The sequence below is a fragment of the Actinopolyspora mzabensis genome, from assembly GCF_900101095.1.
Taxonomy (GTDB): domain Bacteria; phylum Actinomycetota; class Actinomycetes; order Mycobacteriales; family Pseudonocardiaceae; genus Actinopolyspora; species Actinopolyspora mzabensis.
The window spans coordinates 73,709-92,722 of the sequence record NZ_FNFM01000009.1; the positions used below are offsets into that span (position 1 = coordinate 73,709).

A 19,014-nucleotide genomic window follows, 5' to 3' on the forward strand; every position below is an offset into this window, starting at 1 on the left:
CGGCTCCCGGCTCCCGGCTCCCGGCTCCCGGCTCCCGGCTCCCGGCTCCCGGCTCCATGCCCGGATTGTATCCGACGGCAGGCGGGACGAACCGTTCTCGCCGGAGCGTTCCGGCTCGTCCGTCAAGCCCATGAGCTCCGATCCTACCGCCGCGCGGCCTCTCGCCGGTGGCGTGCCGCTCGCGGCTCATTCGGCGGGCAGGGGCTCCCGGCGCTCCGGGCCGTCGACCTCCACGCGGTTACGCCCGCCGTGCTTGGCGCGGTAGAGCGCGACGTCGGCAGCCGTGAACAGTTCGTCCAGCCTGGCCGGACCGGCCGCCGCGCCGATGCTCACGGTGGGTGGTTGCTCTACCTCGCCGAGAACCTGCCGCCAGCCGTGCCGGTCCACCGCCGCTCGGATGCGTTCGGCCACGGCGGGGCCCGCCGTGCGTGACTCCCCGGAGTAGGCGGCCAGCACCACCACGAACTCGTCACCGGCCCAACGGCAGATCAGGTCCTCGGCGCGGCATTCGGCGCGCAGCAGCGAAGCCACCTCCCGCAGCGCGGCGTCGCCCATCGAGTGTCCCGCTCCGTCGTTGACGTCCTTGAACCAGTCCACGTCCAGCAACAGCAGCCACGGGATGCCGCCCTGGGAGGCGCTGCGCTCCAGCAGCGTCGGTGCGTACCGTTCCAGCCCCAACCGGTTGGCCAGTCCGGTGAGCGGGTCACGCAGTGCCGCGGCCTCGGCCGCGTTGGCCTTGCGCTGGGCGTGCACCGCGATGCGGCGTTGCTCGAGTGCCTGGCCCAGTCCCTCCTGCAGCACCTGGATGTTTTCGTTGGCCGCACGTACCGCTCGCCGCAGCGCGGTGGCCTCGCCCACGTGGTCGCCGAGACGTTGGCACACCGACGCCAGGTCGGTGGAGATGCGGTTGACCAGCATGGTTTCTCTGACCGTCTCCGCCTGGTGCAGCGCACGGCTGCCCAACGTCCTCGCCTGTTCCAGCTGGTTCTGCCGCCTGCACACCTCGGCGAGCGTCCAGTTGGCGAGGGACTGCGCGTACATGTCCCCGGCGGTCTCGGCCTCCGCCAGCGCCGAGTTGGCGCGCTGCTGCGCGACCTCGAGTTCCTCCAGCGCCACCAGCACCCGGCCGCTGCTGGCCAGTGCGCGGCGATGCACCGCCCCCTGCGTTTCCAGCCGGAACACCTCGTCGAACCGGAGCAGGGAGTCGGACAGGTGGCGTTCCACCGACACCCCGGAGACGAGCACCCGTGCCGCGAGTGTGCCCCCCTCCCGCAGCAGGCAGTGCGCTAGCGTGGCCGGTTCGTCCACCTCCCGTGCGATCCGCACCGCCCTGCTGAGCAGTTCGAGCGCGGGGGCGCTGTGCCCTTCGAGCAGGTAGCCGAGCATGCTCAGCGCGTGGGCGGTCTCCGCGTCGCGGTGCTTCTCCGCGTCGAGTTCGGTCCAGGCGTCCGCGGCGAGTTCGAGGGCCAGCGAGATCCGTCCCAACCGCCAGGCGAGGATAGCCCGGTTCACGAGGACGATGGGGCGGTTCCACTCACTGCTGACCAGGTTCGGTGCGCTGGCCACCGAATCGTCGAAGGCCGCCTCGCACTGTTCGATCAGGCCGGAGTCGAGCAGCAGCCGTACCTGACGGTCCTGCTCGGGTATCCGGCCCGCCAACAGCGGATCGTCCTCTTCCACGGCGTCCTCGCACTCGCAGATCGCGGCGCTGCGGGTTCTCACCGAACCCGCGAGGGTCGGGCACCCGGAGTCTCCGCTTCGACTACCTGCTCTTCGAGTAACAGGCTACCGGGTGAAATCGTGACGATACTTGCCGTCGTGTACAACGTCCTCCAACCGCAGCCTGTTGCGCCAGCCGTGCCGTTCCAGGTCAGGGGTTTCGGCGAGCTCGCGAACCGGCCCGATGCACAGCCACGCGACGGGCCGGACCCCTGACGGGATGTCCAGCAGTCTGCGCAGGAATTCCTCCCGGTAGAAGCTTACCCATCCCACGCCGAGTCCTTCGGCCGTGGCCGCCAGCCACAGGTTCTGGATCGCCAGGCACACCGAGTACAGCCCGGCGTCGGCGATGGCGTGTCTGCCGAGCACGTCCGGGGAACCGCGTTCCGGGTCGTAGGTGACCGTTATGCCGAGTGAGGACTCCACGATGCCCTCGACCTTGATCTTGGAGAAGGTCCGGGCACGTTCCCCGCTGAGCTCGGCCGCGAACACGCTTCGCTCCGCCAGCACGTGCTCGCGGAAGGCGCGCCGCGTGGCCTCGTCACGTACGAGTACGAAGTCCCACGGCTGGGAGAGTCCCACACTCGGTGCGCTGTGCGCGGCCCCCAGGACGCGGTACAGCACCTCGGAGTCGATCGTCTCGCCGGTGAACTCGGAGCGTACGTCGCGGCGCCGGTTGATCACGTCGTAGAGGTCGGATACCGGCTGTCGGGATTCGGGTCGGCCGGATCGGTCTGCCGTTGTCATCCCGGCTATCCTGCCGTGTCCGCGGGTACGATTCCCAGTGCCCCGCGACGGGAATGACTCCGCACACCCTCGTCGCCCGCCGCGCCGATCCGGCGTGCGGCCTCACTGCCGCTGGGGGGTGCTCCGTTGTGACGCCCGTCATAGAACCCCGACTCGCCGGTGATGACGCCCCCACTTCTCAGTTCTCTCTCAGGGCTTCGGGTAAGACTGGGGGACATGCGCATACTCGTCGTCGACGACGACCGTGCCGTTCGGGAGTCATTGCGAAGATCTCTCGAATTCAACGGTTACCAGGTGGAACTGGCCTCGGACGGTCAGCAGGCCCTGGACTCGCTCGCCGCCGCCCGACCGGACGCGATGGTCCTCGACGTCATGATGCCCAAGGTGGACGGTCTGGAGGTCGCGCGCAGGCTGCGGGGAACCGGCGACGACCTGCCGATCCTGGTACTCACCGCGCGCGAGGCCGTTTCGGATCGTGTGGCGGGCCTGGACGCGGGGGCGGACGACTACCTGCCCAAACCCTTCGCGCTGGAGGAACTGCTCGCCCGGCTGCGAGCGCTGTTGCGCAGGGCGAGCCCACCGGATCCCGACGAGGGTGTCCCGGAGTCGCTGCGGTTCGCCGATCTGGAACTGGACCCCGGAACCCGAGAGGTCCGGCGGGGGAGCCGTGAGATCAGCCTGACGCGCACCGAGTTCGCGCTGCTCGAACTGCTCATGGCACACCCCAAGCAGGTACTCACTCGCAGCAGGCTGCTCGAGGACGTCTGGGGCTACGATTTCCCGACCACGGGCAACGCCCTGGAGGTCTACATCGGGTACCTGCGCCGCAAGACGGAGGCATCGGGGGAACCGAGATTGATTCACACCGTCCGCGGCGTCGGCTACGTGCTACGGGAGACTCCACCGTGACCACACCGGCCCCGCCACCTTCCGAACTGACCGGGTCGCCCGTATCCGAGGGGCAGACCGGCAGATGGCAGCGGGCTTCGCTGCGCAACAGGGTGACGCTGCTGGCCGCCGTCTGCGTGGCGGGGGCCGTCGCGCTGGTCTCGATCGGCGCGTTTCTGACGGTTCGGGACAGTCTTTACGAGCAGGTGGACCAGAACCTGCGGGAACGCGCCAGCCAGGCGGTCTCCGGCCCGCAGGTGCTGGAACCCAATCTGCGTTCGGTTCCCGCCGCCTTCTACGCGGCGGCCAACTTACGAATCTGCCTGGTCACCGCCGACGGCAGGGCACTGACCGGGCCCGGCAAACCTCCGCCGTGGGGGCCGGCGGAGTTGGCCGTGGCGCGTGGTCTCACGGACTCCTCGCTGCGTACCGACGACGCCACCGAAAGCAGGGTGGTGGCACTGCCCGCCGGGAACGATCGTGCCCTGGTCATGTCGCAGTCACTGGCCTCGACCAAGGCCACGTTGGCCCAGCTCAGCGTGGTACTCGTCGTGATCGGTGGTGCGGGCATCCTGCTTGCCGCCGCAGCGGGCACCGCCGTGGCTCGCACGGCGCTGCGGCCGGTGCAACGGCTCACCGCGGCCACCGAACGTATCGCTCGAACGGGTGATCTGCGTCCGATCCCGGTGAGCGGCGACGACGAGCTGGCACGGTTGACCACCAGCTTCAACAAGATGCTCGGGGCACTGGCCGAGTCCCAGGAGCAGCAGCGAAGGCTGGTCGCCGATGCGGGCCACGAACTGCGTACCCCGCTCACCTCGTTGCGCACGAATCTCGAACTGCTCATCGCCTCCGACCGGCCGGGAAGTCCCCAACTGTCCGATGAGGATCGTGCCGAGATGCTCGGTGACGTGCAGGCACAGATCACCGAGCTGTCCGCGCTGGTGGGGGATCTCGTGGAGCTGGCTCGGGAGGACGCGCCGAACGCGGTGCACGAACCGCTCGAACTCGTCGACGTCGTGGAGCGGGCGCTGAGCCGGGCCCGGCGGCGTGCCTCCGAGGTGGAGTTCGACGTTCGCCTGGGGCAGTGGTCGATGCTCGGTGACGCCACCGCGTTGGAACGTGCGGTGCTGAACCTGCTGGACAACGCCGCCAAGTGGAGTCCGGCAGGGGGAATCGTGCGGGTGGAGTCCCGCCAGCTGGACGCCGGATTCGCGGTCTTCGAGGTCGCCGACAGCGGGCCGGGCATCCCGGAGGAGGACCGCAGGCACGTTTTCGAGCGGTTCTACCGTTCCACCGAGGCCAGACCGTTGCGCGGCTCAGGACTGGGGCTGGCGATCGTCAAGCAGGTGGCCGAGCGGCACGGCGGAAGCGTGGCCGCGGGCGAGGCGCCGGAGGGCGGAGCGATGATCTCGATGTATCTGCCCGGCCACGTCGATCCCGAGCAGGCCGAGTCCCAGCGGCCCGCGCGTTCGAGCTGAGGCGACTCCGCTGTTCGCCCGGGCTGCTCAAGGGCGGCTCGCGAACGGCGGTAGGGGTGCGAGCCCTTCCGTTCCTGCGCTGTTCCGGTTTTCCGTGCTGCTCGTCGGGTGGTTTCCGACGTGTCGGCGCGCCCGGTGGGGCGGTGCTGGCTTTGTGTGGTTTCAGTGCTGCTTCGTGTAGGGTATTGTTGGTTTGTGTTTACTTGACGAGTCAAGTTCGCGTGGTTTCGTGATGATTTCGACTGCGGCACTCGCGTCGGATTCGCGGCGAACACGGCGGGGTTGGAGTGGTGATGCTGGCACGTCAGCGTCAGGACATGATACTGGACGAAGTTCGTAGGACCGGCGCTGTGCAGGTGAGTGACCTCGTGCAGCGTCTCGGCGTGTCCGACATGACCATTCGCAGGGACCTCGACACCCTGGCGGCACGAGGTGCGGTCGAGAAGGTCTACGGCGGTGCCACCTCCGTGCTGGACCGCAGCACCGACGAGCCCGGCTTCGAAGCCAAATCGGTGTACCAACCCGCGGAGAAGGAAGCCATAGCCGACCGGGCCGCACGGCTCGTCCGCCCGGGATCGGCCATCGGGCTCTCCGCGGGCACCACCACCTGGACCCTGGCACGTCACCTCGACGACGTGGCCGATCTGACCGTGGTGACCAATTCCGTGCGCATCGCCGATGTGCTCCAGCAGCGTGGGCGTGCCGACCGCACCGTGATCCTGACCGGTGGGGTACGTACCCCCTCCGACGCGCTCGTCGGTCCGGTGGCCGTGCGGGCGCTGCACTCGCTGCACCTGGACCTGGTCTTCCTGGGAGTGCACGGGATGAGCACCCGTGCCGGTTTCACCACACCCAACCTCGACGAGAGCGAGACCAACCGCGCGCTCGCGCGGGCGGCCAACCGGCTGGTCGTGATAGCGGATCACGCCAAGTGGTCCACGGTCGGTATCTCCACCATCGTCGGCCTCGAGGAGGCGGACGTGCTGATCAGTGACGACGGATTGCCGGAGGAAGCGCGTCGGGTGCTCGGAGAGCGGATCGCGGAGCTGTCGATCGCTCCCGTCTCCGGTGAGCGGGGCGAACCGGCCGATTTCACGTATGAGGACACTATGCGGGCGGAGAGTGAGCAGTGAGGCGAACCGCGCGGCAGCTGGCCGACGGGCGGGAAATCATCTACTTCGACTCGGAGGAAACGGCGCCGGAACGAACCGCCGAGGACCTCCGCGAACTCGACGGGCCACCCACGGCACCGGAGATGCGGCGTGATCCGTTGACCGGCGAGTGGATCGCCATGGCAGCACATCGACAGAGCCGCACCTACAAGCCGCCTGCCGATCTGTGCCCGCTGTGCCCCAGTGAGCCGGGCAAACCCAGCGAGATCCCGGAGAGCGACTACGAGGTCGCCGTGTTCGAGAACCGGTTCCCCTCGTTCGCGGCGCCGGAGGAACAGCCCGGGGTATCCGATGGCGGAGTGCTGGACACGGATTCACTGGTCCAACGGGCTCCGGCCAGTGGCAGGTGCGAGGTCGTGTGCTTCACGTCCGAGCACCGCAGCTCGTTCGCAGCGCTGACCCCACGACAGGCGCGCACCGTCGTGGACGCCTGGGCCGACCGCACGGCGGAACTCGCCCAGGTGGAAGGCGTGGAGCAGGTGTTCTGCTTCGAGAACCGGGGCGAGGAGATCGGGGTGACGCTGCATCATCCGCACGGCCAGATCTACGGGTATCCCTTCGTCACCCCCAAGACCAGCCAGCTGCTGCGAAACGCCGAGGAACATCACCGAACCCACGGCAGCCACCTGCTCGGGGACGTGCTCGCCGCCGAGCGCTCCTCCGGGCAACGCGTGATCCGTGAATCCGAACACTGGACGGTGTTCGTGCCCCCCGCTGCTCGCTGGCCCGTGGAACTCGTGGTCGTCCCGCACCGCCGGGCTCCCGATCTGGCGGCTCTCACCGCCGAGGAGCGCGATGATCTCGCCGAGGTCTATCTTGACACCCTGCGCAGGCTGGACCGTCTCTACGACAGGCCGCTGCCCTACATCGCGGCTTGGCAGCAGGCACCCTTTCGGTTCGGCAGGGAACTCTCCTGGCTGCACCTGAACCTGTTCTCGGTGCTGCGCGCACCGGACAAGCTCAAGTACCTGGCCGGTTCGGAGTCCGGGATGGGAGTCTGGATCAGCGACGTGACCCCGGAGCAGGTCGCGGAGCGCCTTCGCGAGGTGTCCTGATCGGCCTGCCCACCCCCGGGAAGGCGGAACAGATTCATCGTTCGCTTCCAAGCCTGATCTCAGGCGACTCTCAGTCGGATAGCGCAGAGTGGAGACATGAGCGAAAATCACCCTGGTTCTCCCGACGAAAGTCGGGACCGTCCCGACACGCCGACAGAGCACGGTTCGGCTCGGCCGGAGTCCGGTGAGCAAGGCGTCGCCGGTGCCGGTTCGACGGGAGCGGCGGAACCCGGAGAAGCCCCGGAAAGCTCCCAAGGGCCGCCGCCGGAGTCGACGCAGCGAGTCGAGGCATCCGGAGCCGTCCCGGAGAGCACCGAGGAGTCGAGCACGGGGCAACCGGGAGCCCCACGGCCCGGAACCGACCACCCCACCTCCACCGGTTCCACAACCGGCACGGAAAACGCTGCCCCCGCCGGCCCGTACGGTGCCTCGGAGCAGCAACCATGGAGCCAGTACTCCGGTACGGACCCCCAGCAGCCCCACGGTCTGGGCAATCCGCCACAGCAGTACTCGGGCCAGCAGTACCCCGGCCAACCGGAACAGCACTACCCGGGCCAGTACTCCCCCCAGTCCGGGCAGCCGATGCAGCCGGGACAGTACCCCGGCCAGTACGCGGGCCAGGCCGGTGCTGCCGCGGGCGGAGCGCAGCAGCCCGGGCAGTACGGCGCGCAGCAACCGCCACCCCAGACCGATCCGCAGCACCCCTATGCGGCCCAGCAGCACCCTTACGCGACCCAGCAGTACCCCTACGCCACGCAGCAGTACCCCCAGCCACCGGTCGAGGAGCCACCGAGATCCGGGCGTGGCGGTGCCCGTGGGCGCCTGCTGGTGGGTATGACCGCGTTAGCCCTGGTAGCCGGCCTGGTGGGAGGCGCCGGGGGGACCTACGCCGTTCACCAGATCACCGGTGGCAACGGTGTGGTCACTTCGCTCGACCAGCAGGCACCCGCCTCGGAGAACAGCAGCAGCGCGCCCTCGGGGTCGGTGCAGTCCGTCGCCGACACGGTGCTGCCGAGCGTGGTGCAGATCCAGGTGCAGACCGCTCGGGGTGCTTCGGGCTCCGGCTCGGGAATCATCATAAGCGAGGACGGCTACATCCTCACGAACAATCACGTCGTGGAGGGCGCCTCCCAAGCGGGTGGTGGTCTCGTCGGGCGCTTCAACGACGGACAGGTCAGTCAGCTCAATGTGGTCGGTACCGCACCGTGGTCCGATCTCGCCGTGGTCAAAGCCGATGTCACCGGTCTGACCCCGGCGGAGTTGGGCAATTCCGGGGATCTGGACGTCGGCTCCGGAGTGGTCGCGATCGGCTCCCCGTACGGGCTTTCCGGGACCGTGACCAGCGGTATCATCAGCGCCAAGGATCGTCCGGTCCGCGCGGGCGGCCAGAGCGGAACCCAGGCCACGGTGCTCAACGCGCTGCAGACCGACGCCGCGATCAATCCCGGCAACTCGGGTGGGCCGCTCGTCGACATGAACGGCCGGGTCATCGGCATCAACTCCGCCATCTACAGTCCCAGCTCCTCCAGCGGACAGGCCGGATCGGTGGGGCTCGGTTTCGCGATCCCGATCGACCACGCCCGCAGGATCGGCAAGCAGCTCATCGAGGACGGATCGGCCGCTCGTACCACGCTCGGTGTGCAGGTGAGGGTCGGCGGAAACGCCAACGGCGGTCTCGTCATGGAGGTTCCCTCGGGCGGACCGGCGGCCGAGGCCGGTGTAAAGAGCGGCGACGTCATTACCAAGGTGAACGATCGCACGATCACCAGTGGGGACGAGCTGATCGCGGCCATCCGTTCCTACGCTCCGGGCGATACCGTCACGCTGACCATCACCAACAAGCAGGGCGGCAACAAGCACACGGTCGAAGCGACGCTGACCGGCCAGGAGTAGTGAGCCCTCCGGTGGTGGTGCGCCGTCGTGGACTCACCGGAGTCGTGGACTCACCGGAGTCGTGGACTCACCGGAGTCGTCGAGTACCGGAGCCGTCGAGTACCCGGAGGCATCCGAGCAGCAACGCCGTACTCCCCGATGATCAGGAGCAGCCATGAACGGTCGATACGGCCGTGTCGTAGATCACCCGCTTCGCGAGGTGAAGACCTCGGATCCACTGGATCCGGACGACGATCCGTCGGCCGCTACGGTGAGCGATATGGAACGCAACGCGCAGCGGTTGGGACGAGCGCTGGTGGTCGTTGTCGACGACCGGGTCGCGCAGAGTGAGCAGGAGGACACCACCGGTCCGTTGGTGACCGAGCTGTTGGAGGAGGCGGGATTCATCGTCGACGGCAGCGTCGCCGTCGCCGGTGAGACCGTGGAGATCAGGAACGCGTTGAACACGGCCGTGATCGGCGGCGTGGACATGGTCATCACCGTCGGCGGTACCGGGGTATCGCCGCGCGACGTCACGCCGGACGCCACGTCCGGCGTGCTGGATCGGCCGGTTCCCGGCATCGCCGAGGCGCTGCGTGCCTCCGGACTGGCGGCGGGAGCGGTCGACGCCGGGGTTTCCCGTGGGCTGGTGGGCGTGTCCGGCAGCACGCTGGTGGTCAACCTGGCCGGTTCGCGCGCGGCCATCCGGGACGGTATGGCGACGCTGACCCCGCTGGTCACGCACGTGATCGAGCAGCTTTCCGGCATCGACGGCATCTGAGAGTGTTGCCACGCCGCGGCTACGGGCCGCGGCGAAACAGACCACCACCGGCCGTCGCGGTGAACGAAGCACACTCCCGGAACACCACACGAGCTCCCAGTGGCGGAGCACCGGAGGTGTGCACGGGGGTGGCTCCGTGGCGGCGGGTGATGACGAGCGGGACAATGGCGTCGTGAGCCAGCAGGAATATCCGACCGGGCGAGCACCGGCTCCGCGGCGCCGATCCCGTTCGATCGACGAGATCTTCGGCGACGTACTGCCGGAAACCACGGCGGACGAGCGGGACGCTTCCGAGAGCGGGGATTCGAACTCCTGGTACGTCGAGAACAGGCCGCCCCATCACGACTCCTGACTTTTTCGGGTGAGCTCGGCGGGTCGCTTCGTAGGTGCTCGAGTGGCGGAACCTCTCGCACGGTTCTCGTTGCGGGTGCCCCTACATCGGGTAGGTACTGCACAACGTCGGTGCCGTCCTCGCCAGAGCGGCACGGGAGAACCCGCGGCGGTGCCGATTGCGGAAGTGGTGGGAATCCTGATTGAGCGCCCCGTCCGCGCGGCGATCTCGCGACAGAGTCACGGAGCACGAAGCCGCGCCGCCGTAGTGGCGCGGTGATCCGCTGGAAATCGACGGCGGTTGAGCCGCGCGTGGCAGTGGTCGGCCAGGGCGATTCAGCGCAGGGTCATCGTCACCGGCTAGCGCAGGGTCATCGTCACCGATTCGTGTAGCGCCGCCGCTGCCACGTCGGCGGCGCGGCGGTGTTCGAGCCCGACGACCACAACCGTCTCGCCCTCGTTGTTCCTGCCGGAGGGGTGAACCGCCACGACGGTCGCCCGCTCGGCGAGTATCCGGGTGTTTCCGCTCCGGCTGCCGACTATGTCCACGTGTAGGCCGGGGTGAAGCAGTTCGGCCACCGCCTCGTCGGCTGCTCGGATCGCCACCGCGGCCTCGGTTTCGTCGCCCGTGGTCAGTTCGGTGAGCGGATCGTCCAACAGGCTCAGATCGGTCAGTGGTTCGCCGCGGCGTGCCGCGCGTGCCATGATCTCGCCGGTGGCTCGTTCCCGCCGACGCAGCGCTCGTTCCGGCACCAGCCGTTTTGGCATCCGGACTCCGGTGACGTCCTGTGGGCCGAGTCGAGTCCCCGGAGCGAGGTCGCGGGAGGCGGTCAGTACCGTCTTCGTTCTCGAAGCGCTCCCGGAGTGTGCGGGCAGGGCGTACCACCCCGCCGTCAGCAGCAGCACGACCGCCAGGGCACGACGGAGCAACACGAGTTGTCTGCCCCGTATCCGCATCCTCTCGCGCAGCCGTTCCCGCACGCCTCGCAGTAGTCGTCGGTCAAGCCGTCGGTCGGTGGCACTCTCCCGCAATTCGATCTCCCGCTCGTTTCGTGGTGATTCTCGTCACCACGAGTCTGGAGCGGGGTCGGGGGTTCCGAACAATCCCGATCGGATCCGCTGTGGAGCGTCGATCCGGATGTGGACGGCAGCGTGTGGGGCGGAACCGAGCCCGCCGGTGCGGTCTCCCGCTGTCCGCCCGCGGCTCGCGCGGACAGCGGACGTACCTCGGCTCCGAGCGGGGAGCGGCTCCGTCAGTTCGTAGCAGCGGAGGTCTGCGTCTGGGCTCCGGAGGAGCTCGATTCCGAGGATCCACCGGAACTCCCGCCCGACGACTCGGAACTCCCGGAGCTACCCGAACCGGAGCTGTCGGAGGAACCGTTGCCCGAGCCGGAGTTCGTACCCGTCGAGGTACCGGACTCGCTGGAGGAATTCGACCCGCGGCTGTCGTTGCGGTAGAACCCGCTGCCCTTGAAGACGACGCCCACCGCGTTGAACTTCTTCCGCAGCCTGCCCGAGCACTCCGGGCAATCGGTGAGCGAGTCCTCGCTCAACGACTGGAAGGTCTCGAAATCGTGCCCGCAGGAGGTGCAGGCGTACTGGTAAGTGGGCACGGGTCTCATACCTCCGGAATCGGACGGCGACGCATCGACACGCCGCGCTCGGTGGCACACGCGGTGCCGGTCCCCGGACAACGACATTGGCACTCGAATGGGGCGAGTGCCAATACGATAATGCTGCACGGCTGGACACCGACGCAATCGGGGCTGCGTCACAATGCGACGCCGATAATGTCACGCCCTCCGAGGTGTGCCGCGAGCCGGCCGTAACCGAAATCACGCCGGCAGGCGGGTGAAGCCGGAAGCGGGGGTTATGACTCCGGTGACACGCACGTCGTGTGCCTCGGCGGGCAGTTCCGCCACGAACTCCGAATCCCGAACCACCGCCGTGAGCTCGGCCGAGTCGTCGGCCAGTGGCAACGACCGGTCGTAGAAACCGGCACCCTTGCCCAAGCGTACCCCCCGGCGGTCCACGGCCAGGGCGGGAACCAGCGCCGCGCCCGCCTCGGAGATCGCGCTCGTCCCCAGGCGGGGCGTGCTCGGTTCCAGCAATCCGTAGGTCGCACGATGCAGCGAGTCCGGCCCCTCGTAGGCCGCCCACTCCAACGGGTTCCTGCCCGCCATGACGGGCAGCAACACGCGGTGCCCCCGCGCCACGAGGCTGTCGAGCAGTTCCGGCGAACCGGGCTCGGACCCCACCGGCACATAGGCGCAGACGGTTGTGATCCGTGTCTCGGCCAACCAGTCGATTATCGCCGTTCGTAGCGCCTGAGCCTCCTCGGCACGGATTCGTTCGGTGAGCGCCTCACGTTCCGAAGCCAGCCCGCGTCGCCATTGTTCTTTCCGGTTCAGTTCGTCTGCAGAGAGCGTCACAACGACGAAGGGTAGTCAATATCGCTAGGCTCGCGGTCATGAGTAGCCCGACAAGCTCGCAGGCGGCTGCGGCCTTCCGCACCGCGATCGTGCCAGCGGCGGGGCTGGGAACTCGCTTTCTCCCGGCCACGAAATCCGTGCCCAAGGAATTGTTGCCGGTGGTCGACACCCCGGGGATCGAACTGGTGGCGGAGGAGGCCGCCGAGGCCGGTGCCGACCGTCTGGTCGTCGTCACCGCTCCGGACAAGAGCTCGGTGGTCGAACACTTCCGCTCCCAGCCGGAACTGGAAGCCACTCTCGAGGCCAGGGGCAAGCAGCGACTGCTTCGCAAGGTGCGTCGCGCCCCGGAGCTCATCACGGCCGATTCCGCCATTCAGGACAAGGCCTTGGGGCTGGGGCACGCCGTGGCCTGTGCCGAGCCGAACCTCGGCGCCGACGAGGACGCCGTCGCGGTACTGCTCCCGGACGATCTGGTCTATCCAGCAGCCGACGAGAGCGGTGTGCTGACCAGGATGTCCGAGGTGCGTGCCCGTTACGGCGGAAGTGTGTTGTGTGCCTTCGACGTGCCGCCCGAACGGACCTCCTCCTACGGTGTCTTCGACGTCTCCGACACAGAGGACTCCGATGTCAAACGTGTCCGCGGCATGGTGGAGAAGCCCCAACCAGCCGACGCCCCCTCCAATCTCGCGGCCGCGGGCCGCTATCTGCTCGACCGCCAGGTGTTCGAGGCGTTGCGGCGCATCGAACCGGGTGCCGGCGGTGAACTGCAACTGACCGATGCCGTAGCGTTGCTGATCGCTGAGGGGCACCCGGTCCACGTCGTGGTCCATCGCGGGACGCGGCACGATCTGGGAAATCCCGGCGGTTTCCTGAAAGCCGCGGTCGATTTCGCGCTACAGGACTCCGAGTACGGGGATGACCTGCGAGAGTGGCTGGGCGAACGGCTGAACCGGAGCTGAGCTCCGTACGCCGCTGTCCCGTGCGCGTACCGGGCAACAGTGTCTTCGCCGAAGAGGTCGAGCCATGAGATCAGTGGATGAACAGCTGGCACGGGTACTCGCGGCCGCCGTGCGGCCTTCACCTGTTCGGGTGGCAATAGCGGAGGCACAGGGGTTGTTGTGTGCCGAGGAAGTCGTGGCGGAGCGGGCGTTGCCGGGTGCCGACCAGGCCGCTGTGGACGGCTACGCGGTTCGCAGCGTCGATGTTCGCCACGCCGGGAGTGAACCGGTGGAGCTGCCCGTCGTGGGTGAGGTGACCGCCGGTTCACGACAGCCCCGTCGACTGCAGCCGGGACAGACGGTTCACGTCACCACCGGGGCCCCGCTGCCGACGCTGGCCGACGCGGTGGTGCCGGTCTCGGATACGGACCAGCATCCCGCCAAGGTCACTATCTGGCGTTCGGTGCCATCGGCGGCCTTCGTCCGTCGCGAGGGTGAGGACGTGCGCTCCGGTGACGCCGCGGTACGCCGGGGCACGGCGATCGGTCCCGCCCAGGTCGGCCTGTTGGCCGCGGTCGGCAGGAGCAAAGTGCTGGTGCATCCCCGACCGCGGATATCGATCATCTCGTGGGGGCCGGAACTGGTCGATGTGGACCGTAATCCCGGTGCGGGACAGGTTTACGACGTGAACTCCTACGCGTTGGCCGCGGCCGCCAAGGACGCCGGTGCCGAGGTGACCAGGGTGGGCATTGTCGATTCCGACCCCCGGCGCCTGCGCGAGGTGGTGGAGGGCAGGCTGCTGCTTTCCGAGATCGTGATCATCGCCGGTGGTGCGGGTGGCTCCGCGGCAGAGGAGGTCCGCTCCTGTTTGACGGAGCTCGGCGAGCTCGACACCACGCGAGTGGCCATGCACCCCGGTTCCACCCAGGGGTTCGGACGGCTGGGACCCGACAGAGTGCCCACTTTCCTGCTCCCCGCCAACCCCGTGAGCGCCCTCGTGGTCTTCGAAGTGCTGATAAGGCCGCTGTTGCGCTCGGCGCTGGGCAAGGCGAATCCGCATCGTCGTTCCATAACCGCGGAGCTGGTCTCGCCGGTTTCGTCCACGAAGGGGCGACGCGGTTTCGTGCGGGGCAGACTGCTGCGCGACGCCGAGGGCGGTTCCTACCTGGTGCAGCCGGTCGGTGGTTCCGACGAGCATCTGCTGGCTTCGCTGGCCGAGGCCAATTGCCTGATGATGCTCGACGAGGATGTCACTCAAGCCGTTGCGGGCGAGTGGCTCCGGGTGAGTTTCCTGTCACAGCGGTCCTGAGAACGGTGCTCCGCGTCCGCTTGCCGTGGCGGGGGGCTTTCGAGGCAGCGTTTCCAGTGATGGGAGCCGGTGTTCGTTATGGCGGGAGCCGTCCCCGAATTCGAGCTCGCCGAGGGCAGACATCCCGGTTGGCCCGCCAGGGTCGGGCCGGTGGTGGTGTCGGCAGGCAGGGTGGCGTTGCGCCCGCCCCGGCTGCGCGACGCCGCCGCTTGGAGCGAGGTGCGGCTGCGGGACCGGGACTACCTGCGGCGCTGGGAACCCACCGGTGGTGACTGGAACCAGCGCAACACCAGCACGGCCTGGTTCGGACAGTGGAACGCGTTGCGCAGGATGGCCAGGCGCGGCCACGTGCTGCCGTTCGTCATAACGCTGGACGGGGCGTTGGCGGGGCAGCTCACCATCGGGAACATCATCCGGGGCGCGTTGCGTTCCGGATGGATCGGCTACTGGGTGTCGCAACGGAACGCGGGATCGGGAGTGGCCACCGCCGCCGTGGCGCTGGCCGTGGACCACTGCTTCGGCCCGACCGGACTCCACCGGTTGGAAGCGACCGTGCGACCGGAGAACTCTCCCAGTGTTCGGGTGCTGGAGAAGTCGGGGTTCCGACGCGAGGGGCTGTTCGAGCGCTATCTCGACGTGGCCGGAGCATGGCGCGACCACTGGGTTTACGCGCTGACCCGGGAAGAGGTCCCCGAAGGGGCGGTGGCCGCACTGATTCGAGCGGGGCGTGCCGAGCGCCCCTGACGTAGCCGTTCCGGTTCGGCTGCCGGGATCTTGGGGGAGCCTTCGGTCCGTTCCGGCCGTTGCGAGGGGTCGATGATTCCGCCGAACGCGCCCTCTGATGATGTTGTGTATTGACGATCACACAAACTCATTAGGGCTCACTGGTTCTTTCGGGTGAAATCCATCGACAAAATTTGATCACTGCGTGTCGTATCTTGCCCCGTTTGCGGGATTTTCGTGCTTGCTTGGAGCGAACCGCGCTCGGCGTGGCTCCAAGACAGGTATGAGGGTTCTGGATAACGTGGACAGTGCAGGTGTGTGCCGCCGTTTGCCAGGGGGAGGTGGCAAGGTGTGCTCAGCGCACTGATTTTCGTGGGGTTGGCAGCGGCTTGGCTCATCGTTCTGGTGCCCATGTTCGTCCGCCGCGGCCGGCGAGTCCCACGTACGACGGATACCGCGCTGAACTCGAGAGTGGTTCGGCGCGGCGGCCAGGCCCGGCCCGGGGCGGGTGGAGCGAGCGGCAGTGGAAACAAGGAGGCGCTCACGATGCCTGACAACACAGCAGGCAAGTCCCGTTCATCGGCCGCGCGGGACGACTCGGACGAAACCGACGTCGACGACGAGTTCGACGCCGCCGGAAGCGAGTACTGGCGTGGTCCGGACAGCGAGGAGGCCGGATCGGGACGGCGTTATCGCCCCGGTCGTGGTGGTTTCGATCCGGACGCCGCCGCACTGGCGGCGCGCACCAAGTACGCGCGCAGACAGCGGATCGTGCTCGCCATGCTCGCGGTGGCCGTAGTGACCGCCGTGCTCGCCGGGTTGTCCTGGTCGACGCTGTGGTGGGTGCACGGCCTCACCGATCTGCTGCTGATCGGATACCTGGGGTATCTGCGTAAGCAGGTGCGCATCGAGGAGGACGTGCGCAGTCGCAGGCTCGCGAGACTCTCCGGGGAGTCGGACGAGCGTACCGACGCGCGGGGCAAGGAACCCGAGGGGCCCGCTCACGCCGCGGCCGAATCCGGTTACGTGGCCGAGGAGCCCGTTCCGGAGGAGGAGAGGCATCCGGGGGCGCGACCGGACGTCTCCCGCCCCGGGGACACCGAGGTGCTCGACATCGACGACGAGGATCCCGAGTTCGACGAACTCGACGACCGGTTGTGGCAGCCGTACCGCCGTGCGGTGGGAGAATAACGTCGAACGGCGGATGGGTGGGGGGTGTGCCCATCCGCCTGGGACGGTTGCTATGCTAGTCGCGCACTCGGTCGGAAGGCTGGGAGCGCCGGGGCTGTAGCGCAGTTGGTAGCGCGTCTCGTTCGCATCGAGAAGGTCCGGGGTTCGATTCCCCGCAGCTCCACCGGGTTGGCCATTGTGCGAACCATCCTTTCGAGGCCGTTTCCGCCAGTAAGGCGGGGGCGGCCTCGTTTTTTTGTCGCGGAGGCGGGCTGCGGCGGAGCGGGATCGTCCGGTGGTCCCCATGTTTACCGGCCCTGATACTTCGACGAGCGCCTCGCCGCGTTGCTGCTCCGGATGACCGGTACGCGGCTTCGCGTCGAACTCGACGTGGCCGCGCCCCCTCGTCCCCGCATCTCGCCCAGCAGAACTCGTTGACGTCCTGAAGCATCATGAGGGGGAACCTTGGGACGGTGCCGAGCCGGCACGGCATCTTCCTCCGAACCGCCCACAGGAGCATCAGGTGCTGACCAACCACCTAGCCGAAACTCCGGTCGACGAACCGTTCCAGGCGTACGCCCGGCGAGCGTGAGCCACAACCCGGGCTCGCACCGCCGTCGACGCCGGGGCGGCCCGCTCCCCGACGCCGGCCACGTGAGCAGCGCCGGCTCGAGGAGGCAGCGTCGGCTCGAGGAGGCAGCTCCGAAAGACTCGAGCGCAGCGGTCTGCTGGACCCGTCCGACGACGAAACGACGTGAGGTGCAACCGTGTCCGAGCAACGTATCGAGTTCTTCTTCGATCCGGTCTGTCCGTTCTGCTGGGTGACCGCGCGTTGGGTGCGCAGCGTCGCGGCCCAGCGTCCGCTGCTGGTGAACTGGCGCCCGCTGTCGCTGAAGGTGCTCAACGAGCCGATCGGCTACGAGGGGAAACCCGCTGCCTATCCGGAGGCGCACCAGCGCGGGTTGGAGATGCTGCGCGTGGTGGCGGCGGCCCGTGCCGAGCACGGTGTGGAGGTGCTCGGTGAGCTGTATCGCGCGCTGGGTGAGGCGGTCTGGAACGTCGCACCCCCGGAAGAGGAGAGTTTCGAGGCGGTACTGGCCAGCACGGCCGCGGGGCGCGACCTGGAAGCCGTGCTCGAGGAGGTGGGCCTGCCACGGGGGCTCGCCGACGCCGCGCACGATCCGTCGTGGGATGCGGGCCTGCGCAGTGAGACGGAGGAGGCCGTGCAGCGCGCCGGTGGTGGTGTTGGCACGCCGATCCTGTCGTTCGATCCGCCGGACGGCCCTGCCCTGTTCGGTCCGGTCATCGACAGCGCTCCGGACGACACCGAGGCGGTGCGGCTTTGGGACGCGGTCGAGACGCTCACCCGGTGGCCGGGATTCGCCGAGCTCAAACGCAGTCTGCGCAGCTTCCCCGAGACTCCGCTGAGCAGCCGCATCGCCGGTCGGGAAACCCGGGTGCGCTGATCATCGGCGAAGTGTCGGGGTCCGTGTGCGGCAGGCCGTGTCGGGGTTCCGCTACCGCTCGTGGTGGATCCGAAGCGCACGACGCACGCCCTGTAGCTCCCACCGACTATTCGAGCTGATCACAATCCGCCTGGCACGAATGCGACGCCAGCCCTGCCTGCTCACCGGTTACCTCGCCAGGACCAGACTGGGCCCCCATCGCCACGACCCCAATCTCCAACCACCTCTAGCCGCACGGCGAGGTACCCAAGTAGCATACCGACTGGACGGTATGCGACTTGGTGTGCGACGTCCGAACTTGGGCGACCTTCATGCTGGAGCGAGTGCGGTCGCTACGAAAATCCGACTACGACAGGGAGTTGCCGATGGCAGTCGATCCCGCGGGGGACGATCTCGCACGCGTGCTGGACGAAGTCCCGGACGGCCCTTTCGTGATGCTCAACCTGCTGCGGTTCGCCCCGGACGGCCGCTCCTCGTACGAGGAGTACTCGCGGCGGGCGAGGCCCTTGCTGCAGCGTTACGGGGGTGAGGTCCTCTACGTTGGCGATGGCACGACGCCCTTGGTGGCCGAGGAAGGGCAGGACTGGGACGCGGTGTTGCTCGTCCGGTATCCCGATCGGGAGGCGTTCAGCCGGATGGTCGCGGATCCCGACTACCAGGAGATCACCGGTTTGCGCGCCCGCGGGCTCGTCGAGGCCGTGCTCCAGCCGACTCTCCCCTGGGGCTCGCGTAGCGAGTCCTGACGAGCTCGGTCTGCGGGGAGCGTGGGGGCGACCGCCAGGGTGAGCCACCGTATCGCAAGGCAGGCCCCCGGCAGGTGCCAGGGACTCGTCGACTCTGCTGGTCACTGACGGGACAGGGCGGCGACGCACCCGTTTTCGACTCTGCTGCTCCTCGACAGCGCAACATCGTCGAACGTGGCATCAACCCG

Annotated in this window: 18 protein-coding genes and 1 tRNA gene; 14 read left to right on the forward strand and 5 right to left on the reverse strand. The window is 68.2% G+C overall.

What is annotated here, in order from left to right; translation table 11 throughout:
* Positions 1 to 186 precede the first annotated feature (186 nt).
* Together BLR41_RS15815 and bluB are read right to left on the reverse strand one after the other, a co-directional pair.
* Complete coding sequence (locus BLR41_RS15815) at positions 187 to 1,680, reverse strand: GGDEF domain-containing protein (protein WP_092629592.1); 1,494 nt, start codon at positions 1,678 to 1,680, stop codon at positions 187 to 189.
* 105 nt (positions 1,681 to 1,785) lie between these two features.
* Positions 1,786 to 2,466, reverse strand: coding sequence for a 5,6-dimethylbenzimidazole synthase (gene bluB / locus BLR41_RS15820; protein ID WP_092629368.1), 681 nt, complete (start codon positions 2,464 to 2,466; stop codon positions 1,786 to 1,788).
* Positions 2,467 to 2,682: 216 nt separating this feature from the next.
* Here bluB and BLR41_RS15825 point away from each other — a divergent pair, with 216 nt between their 5' ends.
* The 7 genes from BLR41_RS15825 to BLR41_RS15855 all read left to right on the forward strand — a co-directional run bounded on the left by BLR41_RS15825 (position 2,683) and on the right by BLR41_RS15855 (position 10,067).
* On the forward strand, positions 2,683 to 3,375 hold the full coding sequence (locus BLR41_RS15825; protein WP_092629370.1) for a response regulator transcription factor: 693 nt from the start codon (positions 2,683 to 2,685) through the stop codon (positions 3,373 to 3,375).
* Complete coding sequence (locus BLR41_RS15830; protein ID WP_092629372.1) at positions 3,372 to 4,835, forward strand: HAMP domain-containing sensor histidine kinase; 1,464 nt, start codon at positions 3,372 to 3,374, stop codon at positions 4,833 to 4,835. Before BLR41_RS15825 ends, BLR41_RS15830 begins: the two co-directional genes overlap by 4 nt.
* 293 nt (positions 4,836 to 5,128) lie before the next feature.
* Positions 5,129 to 5,968, forward strand: a complete 840-nt coding sequence (locus BLR41_RS15835; protein ID WP_092629595.1) for a DeoR/GlpR family DNA-binding transcription regulator — start codon at positions 5,129 to 5,131, stop codon at positions 5,966 to 5,968.
* Entirely contained in the window at positions 5,965 to 7,062 is a 1,098-nt protein-coding gene (gene galT, locus BLR41_RS15840; RefSeq protein WP_092629374.1) for a galactose-1-phosphate uridylyltransferase, read from the forward strand. Before BLR41_RS15835 ends, galT begins: the two co-directional genes overlap by 4 nt.
* Positions 7,063 to 7,158: 96 nt before the next feature.
* Positions 7,159 to 8,955 (forward strand): trypsin-like peptidase domain-containing protein, encoded by a 1,797-nt coding sequence (locus BLR41_RS23530; protein ID WP_245694307.1) that lies wholly within the window; start codon positions 7,159 to 7,161, stop codon positions 8,953 to 8,955.
* 259 nt (positions 8,956 to 9,214) lie between these two features.
* Positions 9,215 to 9,715 carry a molybdenum cofactor synthesis domain-containing protein gene (locus BLR41_RS15850; RefSeq protein ID WP_092629600.1) on the forward strand — a complete coding sequence of 167 codons (501 nt, stop codon included), beginning with the start codon at positions 9,215 to 9,217 and terminating at the stop codon, positions 9,713 to 9,715.
* Positions 9,716 to 9,887: 172 nt separating this feature from the next.
* Positions 9,888 to 10,067: a hypothetical protein gene (locus tag BLR41_RS15855; RefSeq protein ID WP_092629602.1), complete on the forward strand. Its 180-nt coding sequence runs from the start codon at positions 9,888 to 9,890 to the stop codon at positions 10,065 to 10,067.
* 338 nt (positions 10,068 to 10,405) lie between these two features.
* Here BLR41_RS15855 and BLR41_RS15860 read toward each other — a convergent pair whose 3' ends face one another.
* From BLR41_RS15860 to BLR41_RS15870, 3 genes are all read right to left on the reverse strand, one after another.
* Entirely contained in the window at positions 10,406 to 11,077 is a 672-nt protein-coding gene (locus tag BLR41_RS15860) for an SAF domain-containing protein (RefSeq protein WP_092629375.1), read from the reverse strand.
* A gap of 221 nt (positions 11,078 to 11,298) precedes the next feature.
* Positions 11,299 to 11,658 (reverse strand): FmdB family zinc ribbon protein, encoded by a 360-nt coding sequence (locus BLR41_RS15865; RefSeq protein WP_092629376.1) that lies wholly within the window; start codon positions 11,656 to 11,658, stop codon positions 11,299 to 11,301.
* 222 nt (positions 11,659 to 11,880) lie between these two features.
* Positions 11,881 to 12,477, reverse strand: coding sequence for a 5-formyltetrahydrofolate cyclo-ligase (locus BLR41_RS15870; protein WP_092629377.1), 597 nt, complete (start codon positions 12,475 to 12,477; stop codon positions 11,881 to 11,883).
* A 38-nt stretch (positions 12,478 to 12,515) separates the two neighbouring features.
* On the opposite strand from BLR41_RS15870, the gene BLR41_RS15875 reads away from it, so the two are divergent.
* The 7 genes from BLR41_RS15875 to BLR41_RS15905 all read left to right on the forward strand — a co-directional run bounded on the left by BLR41_RS15875 (position 12,516) and on the right by BLR41_RS15905 (position 18,826).
* The gene (locus BLR41_RS15875; RefSeq protein ID WP_092629379.1) at positions 12,516 to 13,436 is read left to right on the forward strand and encodes a UTP--glucose-1-phosphate uridylyltransferase; all 921 of its coding nucleotides are present in this window, start codon (positions 12,516 to 12,518) and stop codon (positions 13,434 to 13,436) included.
* A 64-nt stretch (positions 13,437 to 13,500) separates the two neighbouring features.
* On the forward strand, positions 13,501 to 14,724 hold the full coding sequence (gene glp, locus BLR41_RS15880) for a molybdotransferase-like divisome protein Glp (protein WP_092629380.1): 1,224 nt from the start codon (positions 13,501 to 13,503) through the stop codon (positions 14,722 to 14,724).
* Positions 14,725 to 14,802: 78 nt separating this feature from the next.
* On the forward strand, positions 14,803 to 15,468 hold the full coding sequence (locus BLR41_RS15885) for a GNAT family N-acetyltransferase (protein WP_092629382.1): 666 nt from the start codon (positions 14,803 to 14,805) through the stop codon (positions 15,466 to 15,468).
* Between the two features lie 525 nt (positions 15,469 to 15,993).
* A complete protein-coding gene (gene sepX / locus BLR41_RS15890) occupies positions 15,994 to 16,638 on the forward strand; it encodes a divisome protein SepX/GlpR (RefSeq protein ID WP_245694309.1) in 645 nt (214 codons plus the stop codon).
* A 90-nt stretch (positions 16,639 to 16,728) separates the two neighbouring features.
* Positions 16,729 to 16,801 (forward strand) — tRNA-Ala (locus tag BLR41_RS15895).
* Positions 16,802 to 17,384: 583 nt separating this feature from the next.
* Positions 17,385 to 18,083, forward strand: a complete 699-nt coding sequence (locus BLR41_RS15900) for a mycothiol-dependent nitroreductase Rv2466c family protein (protein ID WP_092629384.1) — start codon at positions 17,385 to 17,387, stop codon at positions 18,081 to 18,083.
* Positions 18,084 to 18,448: 365 nt separating this feature from the next.
* Positions 18,449 to 18,826, forward strand: a complete 378-nt coding sequence (locus tag BLR41_RS15905) for a DUF1330 domain-containing protein (protein WP_092629604.1) — start codon at positions 18,449 to 18,451, stop codon at positions 18,824 to 18,826.
* Positions 18,827 to 19,014: the final 188 nt, after the last annotated feature.

Excerpts from the sequence above, each read along its gene's own strand:
- BLR41_RS15885 (WP_092629382.1), top strand. The coding sequence starts at position 14,803 with ATGGCGGGAGCCGTCCCCGAATTCGAGCTCGCCGAGGGCAGACATCCC.
- BLR41_RS15850 (WP_092629600.1), top strand. The coding sequence starts at position 9,215 with ATGGAACGCAACGCGCAGCGGTTGGGACGAGCGCTGGTGGTCGTTGTC.
- BLR41_RS15905 (WP_092629604.1), top strand. The coding sequence starts at position 18,449 with ATGGCAGTCGATCCCGCGGGGGACGATCTCGCACGCGTGCTGGACGAA.
- BLR41_RS15835 (WP_092629595.1), top strand. The coding sequence starts at position 5,129 with ATGCTGGCACGTCAGCGTCAGGACATGATACTGGACGAAGTTCGTAGG.
- BLR41_RS15875 (WP_092629379.1), top strand. The coding sequence starts at position 12,516 with ATGAGTAGCCCGACAAGCTCGCAGGCGGCTGCGGCCTTCCGCACCGCG.
- BLR41_RS15825 (WP_092629370.1), top strand. The coding sequence starts at position 2,683 with ATGCGCATACTCGTCGTCGACGACGACCGTGCCGTTCGGGAGTCATTG.
- glp (WP_092629380.1), top strand. The coding sequence starts at position 13,501 with ATGAGATCAGTGGATGAACAGCTGGCACGGGTACTCGCGGCCGCCGTG.
- bluB (WP_092629368.1), bottom strand. The coding sequence starts at position 2,466 with ATGACAACGGCAGACCGATCCGGCCGACCCGAATCCCGACAGCCGGTA.
- BLR41_RS23530 (WP_245694307.1), top strand. The coding sequence starts at position 7,159 with ATGAGCGAAAATCACCCTGGTTCTCCCGACGAAAGTCGGGACCGTCCC.
- sepX (WP_245694309.1), top strand. The coding sequence starts at position 15,994 with ATGCCTGACAACACAGCAGGCAAGTCCCGTTCATCGGCCGCGCGGGAC.